11 protein-coding genes are annotated in these 12,792 nt (G+C 62.5%); all 11 read left to right on the top strand.

From position 1 onward, the window contains the following. Positions 1–7 precede the first annotated feature (7 nt). From ACLI1C_RS10235 to ACLI1C_RS10185, 11 genes are read left to right on the top strand one after another with little or no spacing between them, the layout of a single operon-like run. Entirely contained in the window at positions 8–625 is a 618-nt protein-coding gene (locus ACLI1C_RS10235) for an NADH-quinone oxidoreductase subunit C (RefSeq protein ID WP_411396755.1), read from the top strand. Then, complete coding sequence (locus ACLI1C_RS10230; RefSeq protein WP_411396754.1) at positions 622–1,815, top strand: NADH-quinone oxidoreductase subunit D; 1,194 nt, start codon at positions 622–624, stop codon at positions 1,813–1,815. The genes ACLI1C_RS10235 and ACLI1C_RS10230 overlap by 4 nt, the downstream gene beginning before the upstream one ends. Then, the gene (gene nuoE / locus ACLI1C_RS10225) at positions 1,815–3,128 is read left to right on the top strand and encodes an NADH-quinone oxidoreductase subunit NuoE (protein ID WP_411396753.1); all 1,314 of its coding nucleotides are present in this window, start codon (positions 1,815–1,817) and stop codon (positions 3,126–3,128) included. The genes ACLI1C_RS10230 and nuoE overlap by 1 nt, the downstream gene beginning before the upstream one ends. 11 nt (positions 3,129–3,139) lie before the next feature. After that, positions 3,140–4,447, top strand: coding sequence for an NADH-quinone oxidoreductase subunit NuoF (nuoF, locus tag ACLI1C_RS10220; protein WP_411396752.1), 1,308 nt, complete (start codon positions 3,140–3,142; stop codon positions 4,445–4,447). A gap of 4 nt (positions 4,448–4,451) precedes the next feature. Beyond that, positions 4,452–6,557, top strand: coding sequence for an NADH-quinone oxidoreductase subunit NuoG (gene nuoG / locus ACLI1C_RS10215; RefSeq protein WP_411396751.1), 2,106 nt, complete (start codon positions 4,452–4,454; stop codon positions 6,555–6,557). A gap of 9 nt (positions 6,558–6,566) precedes the next feature. After that, on the top strand, positions 6,567–7,664 hold the full coding sequence (nuoH, locus tag ACLI1C_RS10210) for an NADH-quinone oxidoreductase subunit NuoH (protein ID WP_411396750.1): 1,098 nt from the start codon (positions 6,567–6,569) through the stop codon (positions 7,662–7,664). After that, positions 7,664–8,152, top strand: coding sequence for an NADH-quinone oxidoreductase subunit NuoI (gene nuoI, locus ACLI1C_RS10205; RefSeq protein WP_411396749.1), 489 nt, complete (start codon positions 7,664–7,666; stop codon positions 8,150–8,152). The genes nuoH and nuoI overlap by 1 nt, the downstream gene beginning before the upstream one ends. Before the next feature lie 11 nt (positions 8,153–8,163). Further along, positions 8,164–8,772 (top strand): NADH-quinone oxidoreductase subunit J, encoded by a 609-nt coding sequence (locus ACLI1C_RS10200; protein ID WP_411396748.1) that lies wholly within the window; start codon positions 8,164–8,166, stop codon positions 8,770–8,772. A gap of 15 nt (positions 8,773–8,787) precedes the next feature. Beyond that, positions 8,788–9,096 (top strand): NADH-quinone oxidoreductase subunit NuoK, encoded by a 309-nt coding sequence (nuoK, locus tag ACLI1C_RS10195; protein ID WP_411398291.1) that lies wholly within the window; start codon positions 8,788–8,790, stop codon positions 9,094–9,096. Between the two features lie 11 nt (positions 9,097–9,107). Next, a complete protein-coding gene (gene nuoL, locus ACLI1C_RS10190; RefSeq protein ID WP_411396747.1) occupies positions 9,108–11,216 on the top strand; it encodes an NADH-quinone oxidoreductase subunit L in 2,109 nt (702 codons plus the stop codon). Next, the gene (locus ACLI1C_RS10185; protein ID WP_411396746.1) at positions 11,216–12,784 is read left to right on the top strand and encodes an NADH-quinone oxidoreductase subunit M; all 1,569 of its coding nucleotides are present in this window, start codon (positions 11,216–11,218) and stop codon (positions 12,782–12,784) included. Before nuoL ends, ACLI1C_RS10185 begins: the two co-directional genes overlap by 1 nt. Positions 12,785–12,792: the final 8 nt, after the last annotated feature.

Here is a 12,792-nt window from a genome sequence, read left to right as displayed (position 1 = left end):
TCCCAGAATGGATGAAACTATCCAGGTCGATCCGCTAGTGGACCTTGGCGAGCATATTGCTCGCTCGCTGGGCACGGCTGTCCTGTCCCAGGAAGTGGCCTTTGGCGAACTGACCCTGAACGTAGAACGCGACGCAATCGTGGCGGTTGCCACTTTCCTGCGCGACGATCCACGCTGCCGCTTCATCAGCTTTGTCGATGTGTGCGGTGCCGATTATCCGGCGCGCGACGAGCGGTTCGACGTGGTCTATCACTTCATGAGTCCGCACCTGAACCAGCGCGTCCGCGTCAAGCTGACGGCCGACGACGTGACGCCGGTGCCGAGCATTACCGGCGTATTCAAGGGCGCTGAGTGGTTCGAGCGCGAGGCCTATGATCTCTACGGCATGCTGTTTTCGGGCCATGGCGACCTGCGCCGCATCCTGACTGACTATGGTTTTGACGGGCATCCGTTGCGCAAGGATTTTCCGACGACCGGCTTCGTCGAGGTCCGCTATGACGAGGAGCGCAAGCGCGTCGTCTATGAGCCCGTCAAGCTGATGCAGGAATACCGTTCGTTCGACTATCTGTCGCCCTGGGAAGGCACTGATTATGTGCTGCCCGGTGACGAGAAGGCCAAGCCATGAGTGTTGAAGCCGAAGTCCGCAATTTCACCATCAACTTTGGCCCCGTGCACCCCTCGGCGCATGGTGTGCTGCGTCTGATTCTGGAACTCGACGGCGAAATCGTCGAGCGCGTCGATCCCCATATTGGGCTGCTGCATCGCGGCACCGAGAAGTTGATCGAATCCAAGACGTATCTGCAAGCCGTGCCGTATTTCGATCGCCTCGACTATGTGGCACCGATGAACCAGGAGCATGCCTTTGCCCTGGCCGTCGAGAAGCTGCTGGATCTCGAAGTGCCGCGGCGCGGGCAACTGATCCGCGTGCTCTATTCGGAAATCGGGCGCCTCCTGGCGCATCTGATGAACGTCACCACCCAGGCCATGGACGTCGGTGCGCTGACGCCGCCGCTCTGGGGCTTCGAGCAGCGCGAAAAGCTCATGGTATTCTATGAGCGCGCTTCGGGTGCGCGCATGCATGCCGCCTATTTCCGTCCGGGTGGTGTCCACCAGGACCTGCCGCAGGCGCTGATCGACGATATCGAGACCTTCTGCGAGACCTTCCCCAAGGCTCTGGCCGATATCGACAGCCTGCTCACAGAGAACCGCATCTTCAAGCAGCGCAACGTCGATATCGGCGTGGTGAAGCTGGAAGACGCATGGAACATGGGCTTCTCGGGCGTGATGGTACGCGGCTCGGGCGCCGCCTGGGACCTGCGGAAGAGCCAGCCCTACGAATGCTATGCCGAGATGGATTTCGACATTCCGATCGGCAAGAACGGCGACTGCTACGACCGCTATCTCATCCGCATGGAAGAGATGCGCCAGTCGACCCGCATCATGAAGCAGTGCGTGGACAAGCTGAACGCGCCGGACGGCAAGGGGCCAGTCTCCTCGCTCGACGGCAAGGTCGTTCCGCCCAGCCGTGGCGAGATGAAGCGGTCGATGGAAGCGCTGATCCATCACTTCAAGCTCTATACTGAAGGCTATAAGGTTCCTGCCGGCGAGGTCTATGCCGCCGTTGAAGCGCCCAAGGGCGAGTTCGGCGTGTACCTCGTCAGTGACGGCACCAACAAGCCCTATCGCTGCAAGATCCGGGCCCCGGGTTTTGCGCATTTGTCGGCCATGGATTTCCTGTGCCGCGGCCACATGCTGGCCGACGTCTCGGCCATCCTGGGCTCGCTCGATATCGTGTTCGGAGAGGTTGATCGCTAATGGTTGCGCGTCGCCTTGCGGATGAGTCGGTTCAACCGGCCGCGTTCGCCTTTACCGCTGAAAACGCCAAATGGGCGGAATGGAAGATCGGGCTCTACCCGGCCGGCCGTCAGCAATCTGCCGTCATCCCGCTGCTCATGCGCGCCCAGGATCAGGACGGCTGGGTCAGCCGCGCCACGATCGAGGCGATCGCGGATATGCTCGGCATGGCCTATATCCGCGTGCTGGAAGTGGCGACCTTCTATACCCAGTTCCAGCTGCAGCCGGTCGGCTCGCGGGCGCATGTGCAGGTTTGTGGCACGACGCCATGCATGCTGCGCGGCGCCGAGGGGCTGATCGAGGTCTGCAAGAGCAAGATCCACCACGAGCCGCACCATCTGAGCGATGATGGCACGCTGAGCTGGGAAGAGGTCGAGTGCGCCGGTGCATGTGTCAATGCGCCGATGGTTGCCATTTTCCACGACACGTTCGAAGATCTGACGCCGGATCGGCTGTCCGAGATCATCGATGCCTTCCAGGCCGGCAAGGCCGATACGGTCAAGCCAGGCCCGCAGATCGAACGGCTGCACTCTTCGGCAGAAGGCGGCCGGACGACGTTGCTGGAAACCCCGACTGCCAAGCGCGAGAAGTTCGTTCCGCCCGCGCCGCCCGCCGATGCCGCTCCGGCAGCACCTGCCGCTCCGGCTGCGCCCCAGGCGCCGACCACGGCCGGCAAGCCCAAGGATGTCAGCGAGGAGTCGGCTCCGGCCATCAAGGGTCCGGCGCCGCAGGCAAAGGTGTCCCAGGCCAAGGCCGAAGGCGAGCGCAAGGCGGCCGATGCGTCGGCCGGTGCGGATGGCGAGCCCAACAAGGCGATGCGTCCTGCCGCGATTGGCGCCGAATCCGACGCGAGCAAGGTCGATGGCGGCAAGGCCCCCGGCAAGAACAAGACGGCCGAGCCCGCCGAAGGCGGCGCCAGCACCTCGACCAAGAAGACGCGCACGATCATTGCGCCCAAGGCCAATCCCAAAGAGGTCAATCCCGTTGCGGAAAAGGGCGGCGCTGCGCCGCTTTTTGCCACGCCAGCCGGCGGAGCGGATGATCTCAAGCTGATCTCGGGGGTGGGCCCGGTGCTCGAGGGGCGTCTCAACGCCCTGGGCATCACCAAGTGGAGCCAGGTCGCTGCCTTTTCGGCGGACGACATCGCCAAGGTCGAGGAGGTGCTCAACTTCAAGGGGCGCGTCTCTCGTGACAACTGGCTGCGGCAGGCCGAGGTTCTCGCCCGTGGCGGCGAGGCAGAATATATCCGCGTCTTCGGCAAGAAGCCGCGTTAGGAGTGTGAAGAGTGCTCGCTGACAAGGACCGCATTTTCACCAATCTCTACGGCCAGGGCGACTGGACGCTCGAGGGCGCGCGCTCGCGCGGCGCCTGGGTGGGCACCAAGGAGTTCATCGACGCCGGTCGTGACTGGATCACCAACGAGGTCAAGGCCTCGGGCCTGCGTGGCCGTGGTGGCGCCGGTTTCCCGACTGCGCTCAAATGGACCTTCATGCCCAAGGTCAATGATGGCCGCCCGCATTACCTGCTGGTCAATGCCGACGAGTCCGAGCCCGGTACCTGCAAGGACCGCGATATCCTGCGCCACGACCCGCATCACCTGGTGGAAGGGTGCCTGCTGGCTGCCCGTGCCATGGATGCGCACCTGGCCTTCATCTATGTGCGCGGCGAATTCATCCGCGAGCGCCAGCGCCTCGAGGCCGCCGTCGAGCAGGCTTATGAAGCCAAGCTGATCGGCAAGGACAATATCCACGGCTGGGACCTGGACATCATCGTCCATCACGGCGCGGGCGCTTATATCTGCGGCGAAGAAACCGCGCTGATGGAATCGCTGGAAGGCAAGAAGGGCCAGCCGCGCCTCAAGCCGCCATTCCCGGCCGGCATGGGCGTCTATGGCAATCCGACCACGGTGAACAACGTCGAGTCGATTGCCGTCGTCCCGGAAATCCTGCGCCGTTCTGGCGCATGGTTCGCCTCCATCGGCCGCGCCAACAATACCGGCACCAAGCTGATGTGCGTCTCCGGCCATGTGAACAAGCCGGCGACCTTCGAAGAGGCCATGGGCGTCACCTTCGAGGAAATCATCGAAAAGCATTGCGGCGGTATCCGCGGCGGCTGGGACAACCTGCTGGCGGTGATCCCGGGCGGCGCTTCGGTTCCTTGTGTACCCGGCGAGAAGATTCGCAACGCTGTCATGGATTTCGACGGACTTCGTGAAGTCGGATCTTCGCTTGGCACGGCGGCTGTCATCGTCATGGACAAGCAGACGGACATCATCAAGGCCATCTGGCGCCTGTCGGCTTTCTACAAGCACGAGAGCTGCGGCCAGTGCACGCCATGCCGCGAAGGCACCGGCTGGATGATGCGCGTCATGGAACGCATGGTCGAAGGGCGCGCGCAGAAGCGCGAGATCGACATGCTGTTCGAGGTGACCAAGCAGATCGAAGGCCACACCATCTGTGCGCTGGGCGACGCTGCCGCGTGGCCCATCCAGGGGCTGATCCGCAACTTCCGCCACGTCATCGAAGAGCGGATCGACCAGTACACATATTCGTCCACCAGCGACGGCGCCGTGCCGTCGATCGCTGCGGAGTAGGGCCATGGCTTCCATCAAGGTCGACGGCCAGCTCGTCGAAGTTCCGGACTATTACACGCTGATGCAGGCTGCCGAGGCAGCAGGCGCGGAAATCCCGCGCTTTTGCTATCACGAGCGTCTGTCGGTGGCCGGCAATTGCCGCATGTGCCTCGTCGAGGTGAAGGGTGGGCCACCCAAGCCGCAGGCCTCTTGCGCCATGGCGGTCAAGGACTTGCGTCCCGGCCCGAATGGCGAGCCGCCTGAAATGTTCACCAACACGCCCATGGTCAAGAAGGCCCGCGAAGGCGTGATGGAATTCCTGCTGATCAACCATCCGCTCGATTGCCCGATCTGCGATCAGGGTGGCGAGTGCGACCTGCAGGACCAGGCCATGGCCTATGGCGTGGACAAGAACCGCTTTGCCGAGAACAAGCGCGCCGTCGAGGACAAGTATATTGGCCCTCTGGTCAAGACCTCGATGAACCGCTGCATCCACTGTACGCGCTGCGTCCGCTTCACCACCGAAGTCGCCGGCATCGCGGAAATGGGCCTGCTGGGTCGCGGCGAGGATGCCGAGATCACGACTTACCTGGAAAAGGCGCTGACCAGCGAATTGCAGGGCAATGTCATCGATCTTTGCCCCGTTGGTGCGCTGACGTCCAAGCCATACGCCTTCAACGCGCGTCCGTGGGAACTGGTGAAGACCGAATCCATCGACGTGATGGATGCCGTGGGCTCCAATATCCGCGTCGACAGCCGCGGTCGCGAAGTGATGCGCATCCTGCCGCGCCTCAACGAAGCCATCAACGAAGAGTGGATTTCGGACAAGACGCGCTTCGTCTGGGATGGTCTCAAGAGCCAGCGGCTCGACCGGCCCTATGTACGCAAGGGCGGCAAGCTGCAGCCCGCGAGCTGGGACGAGGCGCTTGCCACCGTCGCAGCGCGTATCAAGAAGGCCGGCAACAAGGTCGGCGCCATTGCCGGTGACCTGGCCGCTGTCGAAGAAATGTATGCGCTCAAGGCGCTGCTCGCCTCGGTCGGCTCCGGCATGACCGATGTGCGTCCCGCCATGTCGGGGATCGATCCGTCGATGCCGCGCTCGGCCTATATCTTCAATCCGACGATTGCCGGCATTGAAGAGGCCGACGCCATCGTGATCATCGGGGCCAATCCGCGCAAGGAAGCGTCGCTGATCAATGCGCGCATCCGCAAGACCTGGCGCGCCAAGGGCCTGCCGATTGCCGTGATCGGCGAACAGGCTGACCTTACCTATAGCTACAGCTATCTCGGCAGCAGCCTCGAGGCGCTTGCAGATCTGGTTGCCGGCAAGGGCTCCTTTGGCGAGATTCTGGCCAAGGCCCAGCGTCCGTTGATCATCGTCGGCGAAGCGGCTGTTTCGCACGCAACGCTCGGCAAGCAGGTTGGTCGCGATACCATCGCGATGGCTGCGAAGCTGGCGACGGCGGGTGCTGACGTGGCCGAAGGCTGGAATGGCTTTGCCCTGCTGCACAATGCAGCGAGCCGCGTTGGCGGCATGGATATCGGCTTCGTGCCGCATGACGGCGGCGTTTGCTCGGCGGACCAGATTGGCCTCGCCGGCAAGGGCGAGCTTGACGTGCTCTTCCTGCTCGGCGCCGACGAATACGACATGTCGGCCATGGGCAAGGCTTTCGTCGTCTATGTCGGTACGCATGGTGATGCCGGTGCGCACCGCGCCGATGTCATCCTGCCGGCGGCGACCTATACCGAAAAGTCCGGCACCTATGTGAATACCGAGGGTCGCGTGCAGGTGACCAATCGGGCCGTGTTCCCGCCGGGCGATGCCAAGGAAGACTGGGCCATCATCCGGGCGCTTTCGGGCGCCCTGGGCAAGCCGCTGCCGTTCAACTCGCTGACGCAGCTGCGCGCCGCCATTTATGCGGAATTCCCGCATCTGGCCCGCATCGACCAGATTGCACCCGGTTCAGTGGCCGATGTCACCAAGCTGGCCAAGGCCGCTATCAAGTCCAAGTCTGCCCCGTTCGGCTCGGCTGTCGCCGATTTCTATCTCAGCAATCCGATCGCTCGCGCCTCTGCCGTCATGGGCGAATGCGCGGCAACCGCAGCCGGTCTCCGGCAGGCAGCGGAGTAGGGGAGTACAATGGACTTTATTCTCTCCGCTCTCGACTACCTGCTCGGCATCCCGGTTCTCGGCTGGGGTGTGCAGATAGGGCTCATCTACAAGATCCTGCTGGTGCTGGTATCGCTGCTGGTCTTTACGGCATTCATCCTGCTGGCCGATCGCAAGATCTGGGCGGCCGTGCAGATCCGCCGCGGCCCCAATGTGGTTGGTCCCTTCGGCCTGCTGCAGAGCTTTGCCGACCTGCTGAAATTCGCGCTCAAGGAGCCGATCATTCCGGGCGGCTCGGACAAGGTGCTGTTCCTGCTGGCCCCGCTGCTGACCGCCACACTGGCGCTGGCCGGCTGGGTGATCATTCCGTTCGGCCCGGGCCTCGTTCTGGCTGACATCAACCTGGGTATCTTGTATCTGCTCGCCATCTCGTCGCTGGGCGTCTATGGCGTCATCATCGGCGGCTGGGCATCGAACTCGAAGTATCCGTTCCTCGGTTCGCTCCGCTCGGCGGCGCAGATGGTGTCCTATGAGGTTTCCATTGGCCTCGTCATCATCACCGTGCTGCTCTGCGTGGGTTCGCTGAACCTCAGCGACATCGTGGTCGCGCAGCAGGAGATGGGCCTGGCCCATACGCTTGGCGTGCCGTGGCTGAGCTTCCTCAACTGGTTCTGGCTGCCGCTGTTTCCGATGTTCGTGGTGTTCTACATCTCGGCCCTGGCGGAAACCAACCGCCCGCCCTTCGACCTTGCAGAAGGCGAATCCGAGCTGGTGGCCGGCTTCATGACCGAATATTCGGCCACGCCCTACATGCTGTTCATGCTGGGCGAGTACATCTCGATCCTGCTGATGTGCGCCATGACCACCATCCTGTTCCTGGGTGGCTGGGCCTCGCCGATCGACCTGCCGCCCTTCACCTGGATTCCCGGCGTGGTGTGGTTCGTGGTCAAGCTGAGCATGGTGTTCTTCATGTTTGCCATGGCCAAGGCCATCGTGCCGCGCTACCGCTACGACCAATTGATGCGCATTGGCTGGAAGGTTTTCCTGCCCATGTCGCTGGCCATGGTCGTCATTGTTGCATTCGTCCTCCAGCTTACGGGCTGGGGCTGGCAAGGAGGGATGGCCTGATGCGCGCCGCCCAGTTCGTCAATACGCTGCTGCTTACGGAGCTGGTGAAAGCCTTCTTCCTGGCCATGCGCTATTTCTTCTCGCCCAAGCCGACGATCAACTACCCCTTCGAAAAGGGTCATGTGAGCCCGCGCTTCCGTGGGGAGCACGCCTTGCGCCGCTACCCCAATGGCGAAGAGCGCTGCATTGCCTGCAAGCTGTGCGAAGCCATCTGTCCGGCCCAAGCCATCACCATCGAAGCTGGTCCGCGCCAGAATGACGGCACGCGCCGCACGGTGCGCTATGACATCGACATGGTTAAGTGCATCTATTGCGGCTTCTGCCAGGAGGCCTGCCCGGTCGACGCCATCGTCGAGGGGCCGAATTTCGAATTTGCTACCGAAACGCGTGAAGAGCTCTACTTCTCCAAGGAGAAGCTCCTCGCCAACGGCGATCGTTGGGAGCGTGAAATCGCTGCCAACCTCAGCGCCGACGCACCGTATCGCTGAGAGAGAAGAGCATGACCCTTCCGCTATTCTTCTTCTATCTGTTCTCGGCAATCGCCATTGCGTCGGCCCTGATGGTCATCTCCGCGCGCAATCCGGTGCATGCGGTGCTGTTTCTCATCCTGACCTTCTTCAACGCCTCGGGCCTGTTCATGCTGGCCGGCGCCGAATTCCTCGCGCTGCTGCTGATCGTGGTCTATGTGGGCGCCGTGGCCGTGCTTTTCCTGTTCGTCGTGATGATGCTCGACGTCGATTTCGCTTCGCTGCGCCAGGGCTTCCTGCAATACGCGCCTATCGGCGTGGTGGTTGGTGCGATTCTGCTGCTGGAGCTGCTGCTGGTCGCAGGCAGCTTCGTGGTGTCGCCTGAGGTTGCCGCCGGGTCGGCGCTGCCGATGGATGGCGCGGTCGACAATATGCGGGCGATCGGGCTGGTGCTGTATACGCGCTACATCTTCCTGTTCCAGGGCGCGGGTGCGGTGCTGCTGGTGGCCATGATCGGCGCCATCGTGCTGACGCTGCGCCACAAGTCGAACGTCAAGCGGCAGGATCCCATCGTGCAGGTTGGCCGCAAGGCCTCCGAGACGCTGGAAGTCGTCAAGGTCAAGAGCGGTCAAGGGCTGTAGGAGGCAAACATGGGCTTGGGTATCGGGCTCGGTCACTACCTGACCGTAGCAGCAATCCTGTTCACGCTCGGCGTGTTCGGCATCTTCATCAACCGCAAGAACGTCATCGTCATCCTGATGTCGGTCGAGCTGATCCTGCTGGCGGTGAACCTCAATATGGTGGCGTTCAGCGCCGAGCTGAACGATCTGCAGGGGCAGATCTTCGCCCTGCTGATCCTGACCGTGGCGGCCGCCGAGGCTGCCATCGGCCTCGCCATCCTCGTCATTTTCTACCGCAACCGCGGCTCGATCGCGGTTGAAGACGTCAACCAGATGAAGGGCTAAGAACCACCGCTATGATTCAAGCGATTGTTTTCCTGCCCCTTATCGGTGCGCTCATCGCGGGGCTGCTGGGCCGTACCATCGGCCACCGGCCGAGCGAGTATATCACCACCGGGCTGCTGCTGATCTCGGCTGTGCTGAGCTGGGTCGTCTTCCTGCCGGTCGCCTTTGGCGGCGGGCTGATGGGCGCCGAGGTCGAGGGCCATACGGCTGTGCTCAAGGTCGAGGTCATGCGCTGGATCCAGGTCGGCGACATGGATCTGCGCTGGGTGCTGCGCGTCGATACGCTGACCGCCATCATGCTGGTCGTGGTCAACACCGTGTCGAGCCTCGTGCATGTCTATTCCATCGGCTACATGGCCGAAGACCCGCATCGCAGCCGGTTCTTTGCCTATCTGTCGCTCTTCACCTTCGCCATGCTGATGCTGGTAACGGCCGACAACTTCCTGCAGATGTTCTTCGGCTGGGAAGGCGTGGGCTTGGCGTCCTATCTGCTGATCGGTTTCTGGTATACGCGTCCATCGGCCAATGCCGCGGCCATGAAGGCCTTCGTGGTCAACCGCGTCGGCGACTTCGGTTTTGCGCTCGGCATTTTCGGCGTCTTCATGGTGCTGGGTCACATCGACTTTGACGGCGCATTCCATGCTGCCGAGGAATTCTCCACCACCGGCCTGCCGGTGATGCAGTTCCTGGGCTGGCAGCTCGATGCCATGACCGTCATCTGCCTGCTGCTGTTCATGGGTGCCATGGGCAAGTCGGCGCAGTTCCTGCTCCACACCTGGCTGCCGGACGCTATGGAAGGCCCGACGCCTGTGTCGGCGCTGATCCATGCCGCCACGATGGTCACGGCCGGCGTCTTCATGGTCGCCCGCCTGTCGCCGCTGTTCGAGACGTCGCCTTTCGCGCTCACCGTCGTGCTGGTCATTGGCGCCATCACCGCTTTTTTCGCGGCGACGGTTGGCCTGGTGCAGAACGACATCAAGCGGGTGATTGCCTATTCGACCTGTTCGCAGCTCGGCTACATGTTCGTGGCGCTGGGGGCAGGGGCCTATTCGGCGGGTGTGTTCCACCTCTTTACCCATGCCTTCTTCAAGGCCCTGCTGTTCCTGGGTGCCGGCGCGGTGATCCACGCCATGCATCACGAGCAGGACATGCGCAACATGGGTGGCCTCCGCAAGAAGATCCCGATCACCTATGCCATGATGCTGATCGGGACGCTGGCGCTGACCGGTGTCGGTATTCCGGGTTCGACCTTCCTCGGCTTTGCCGGGTTCTTCTCCAAGGACTCGATCATCGAGGCGGCCTATGCGGTGGGCGGAAATACCGGGATGTTCGCGTTCTGGCTGCTCGTCATCGCGGCGCTGTTCACCAGCTTCTATTCGTGGCGCCTGATCCACCTGACCTTCCATGGTTCGCCGCGCGACGCGCAGCATCATGGCGAAGGTCCGCATCCCGATCCGGCCCATGCGGCGCTCGAAAGCCATGATGAGCCGATCAATGACAGCAATGCCGATGATCATGGCGACCATGCTCACCACGGCTCGGCCTATGACCATGCCCATGAGTCACCCAATGTGATGCTGGTGCCGCTTTATGTGCTGGCCGCCGGGGCAGCGCTGGCGGGCGCGGTGTTCTACGGCATGTTCTTCCATGAGGTCGAGCATATCGAGCACTTCTTCGCCGGCTCGATCTTTGTCGACCACGAGATCATCGAGGCCGCTCACCATGTGCCCCTCTGGGTCAAGTGGAGCGCGACCATTGCCATGATCGCCGGCTTCGTCACCGCCTGGTACATGTATATCCGTCGCCCGGACGTTCCCGGCAACCTGGCAGCCACCAATCCGGGCCTTTATCGCTTCCTGCTCAACAAGTGGTACTTCGACGAGCTCTACGACACGATCTTCGTCAGGCCTGCCCTGTGGATCGGACGCGCCTTCTGGAAGGGTTTCGATGACTGGCTGATCGACGAGAGACTGTCCGAGGGCCTCGGCCGCCGGGTGCAGAATGTCACGTCCTGGGTCGTCAAGCTCCAGTCCGGCTATCTCTATCACTATGCCTTCGCCATGCTGATCGGCATTGCGGCACTGCTGACCTGGGCCATCGCGGCCGGGGGACTGATCTGATGACCTTCGAAAATACCATCCTCACAGTCCTCACCTGGCTGCCGCTTGTCGGCGCAGCGGTGCTGCTGTTCACGCCCGCCACCTCGCTCAACGCCATCCGCTGGATGACGCTGGCGGTGACGACCATCGTGTTCGTGCTGTCGCTGGCCATGTGGCAGACCTTCGATCCGTCCGATCCGGGCTTCCAATTCGTGGTCAACCTCGCCTGGATCGGCGACAGCATCGGCTATCGCGTCGGCGTCGACGGCATTTCGGTGCTCTTCGTGGTACTGACCGCGCTGCTGATGCCCTTCGCCATCCTGGCAAGCTGGGAGATCGACAAGCGGGTCAAGGAATACATGATCGTATTCCTCGTGCTCGAGACGCTGATGATCGGCGTGTTCACCACGCTCGACCTGGCCATGTTCTATGTGTTCTTCGAGGGCACGCTGCTGCCGATGTTCCTGATCATCGGCATCTGGGGCGGCGCGGCGCGCATCCAGGCCAGCTACAAGTTCTTCTTCTATACCTTCACCGGCTCCGTGCTGATGCTGCTGGCCATCATGGCCATGTACTGGAATGCCGGCACCACCGACATTGTCCAGCTGCTGACGCATGACTTCCCGGAATCCTGGCAGGTCTGGCTGTGGTGGGCGTTCTTCGCCTCGCTGGCGGTCAAGATGCCGATGTGGCCGTTCCATCGCTGGCTGCCGGAGGCCCACGTGCAGGCGCCGACCGCCGGCTCGGTGATCCTGGCCGCCATCCTGCTCAAGTTGGGCGGCTACGGCTTCCTGCGCTTCAGCCTGCCGATGTTCCCGGATGCCTCGCTGCAGTTCGCCAATATCATCTTCTTCCTGTCCGTCGCGGCGATCATCCTCACCTCGCTGGTGGCGCTGGTGCAGACCGATATCAAGAAGCTGATCGCCTATTCGTCCGTTGCCCATATGGGTTTTGTGACCATGGGCATCTTTGCCGGCAATGCCCTGGGCATCCAGGGCGCCATGTTCCAGATGATCAGCCACGGCATCGTGTCCGGCGCGCTGTTCCTCTGCGTCGGCGTCATCTATGACCGCATGCATACCCGCGACATTGCCGCCTATGGTGGCCTTGTCGAGCGCATGCCGCGCTATGCCTTCGCCTTCATGGTCTTCACCATGGCCAATGTCGGCCTGCCGGGCACGTCGGGCTTCGTCGGCGAGTTCCTGACCATGCTGGGCGTGTTCCAGGTCAATACCTGGGTGGCCTTCGGCGCTGCCTTTGGCGTGATCTTCTCGGCCTGCTATGCGCTCTGGCTCTATCGCCGGGTGATCTTCGGCGCCCTGACCAAGGAAAGCCTCAAGTCGATCCTTGATCTCAATCTGCGCGAAAAGGTCATCCTCTATCCGCTGATCGTGCTGACCATCGTCTTCGGCTTCTACCCCGCGCCCATCCTCGATACGACGGCTGCTGCCGTCGACAATCTGGTGGCCCATTATGCGACAGCGGTCGGCCTCGATCCTGCCGTGTCGCTGGCCGATGCGCAGGCGCCACTCGTCCATGCCGAACCGGTGGCTGCCGCTGAGCCGGCCGCCGCGCCTGCTGCCCACTAGGAGAGTCC

Origin of the sequence: Devosia sp. XGJD_8 (genome assembly GCF_046614475.1) — a bacterium.
Taxonomy (GTDB): Bacteria; Pseudomonadota; Alphaproteobacteria; order Rhizobiales; family Devosiaceae; genus Devosia.
Note: the sequence above shows the minus strand (reverse complement) of the source record. Positions and strands in the feature narration are given on the sequence as shown.

What these genes read in the sequence shown, in the direction of transcription:
- nuoH (WP_411396750.1), top strand. Translation starts at nt 6,567, where the DNA reads ATGGACTTTATTCTCTCCGCTCTCGACTACCTGCTCGGCATCCCGGTT.
- nuoL (WP_411396747.1), top strand. Translation starts at nt 9,108, where the DNA reads ATGATTCAAGCGATTGTTTTCCTGCCCCTTATCGGTGCGCTCATCGCG.
- nuoG (WP_411396751.1), top strand. Translation starts at nt 4,452, where the DNA reads ATGGCTTCCATCAAGGTCGACGGCCAGCTCGTCGAAGTTCCGGACTAT.
- ACLI1C_RS10230 (WP_411396754.1), top strand. Translation starts at nt 622, where the DNA reads ATGAGTGTTGAAGCCGAAGTCCGCAATTTCACCATCAACTTTGGCCCC.
- ACLI1C_RS10235 (WP_411396755.1), top strand. Translation starts at nt 8, where the DNA reads ATGGATGAAACTATCCAGGTCGATCCGCTAGTGGACCTTGGCGAGCAT.
- nuoE (WP_411396753.1), top strand. Translation starts at nt 1,815, where the DNA reads ATGGTTGCGCGTCGCCTTGCGGATGAGTCGGTTCAACCGGCCGCGTTC.
- ACLI1C_RS10200 (WP_411396748.1), top strand. Translation starts at nt 8,164, where the DNA reads ATGACCCTTCCGCTATTCTTCTTCTATCTGTTCTCGGCAATCGCCATT.
- nuoI (WP_411396749.1), top strand. Translation starts at nt 7,664, where the DNA reads ATGCGCGCCGCCCAGTTCGTCAATACGCTGCTGCTTACGGAGCTGGTG.
- ACLI1C_RS10185 (WP_411396746.1), top strand. Translation starts at nt 11,216, where the DNA reads ATGACCTTCGAAAATACCATCCTCACAGTCCTCACCTGGCTGCCGCTT.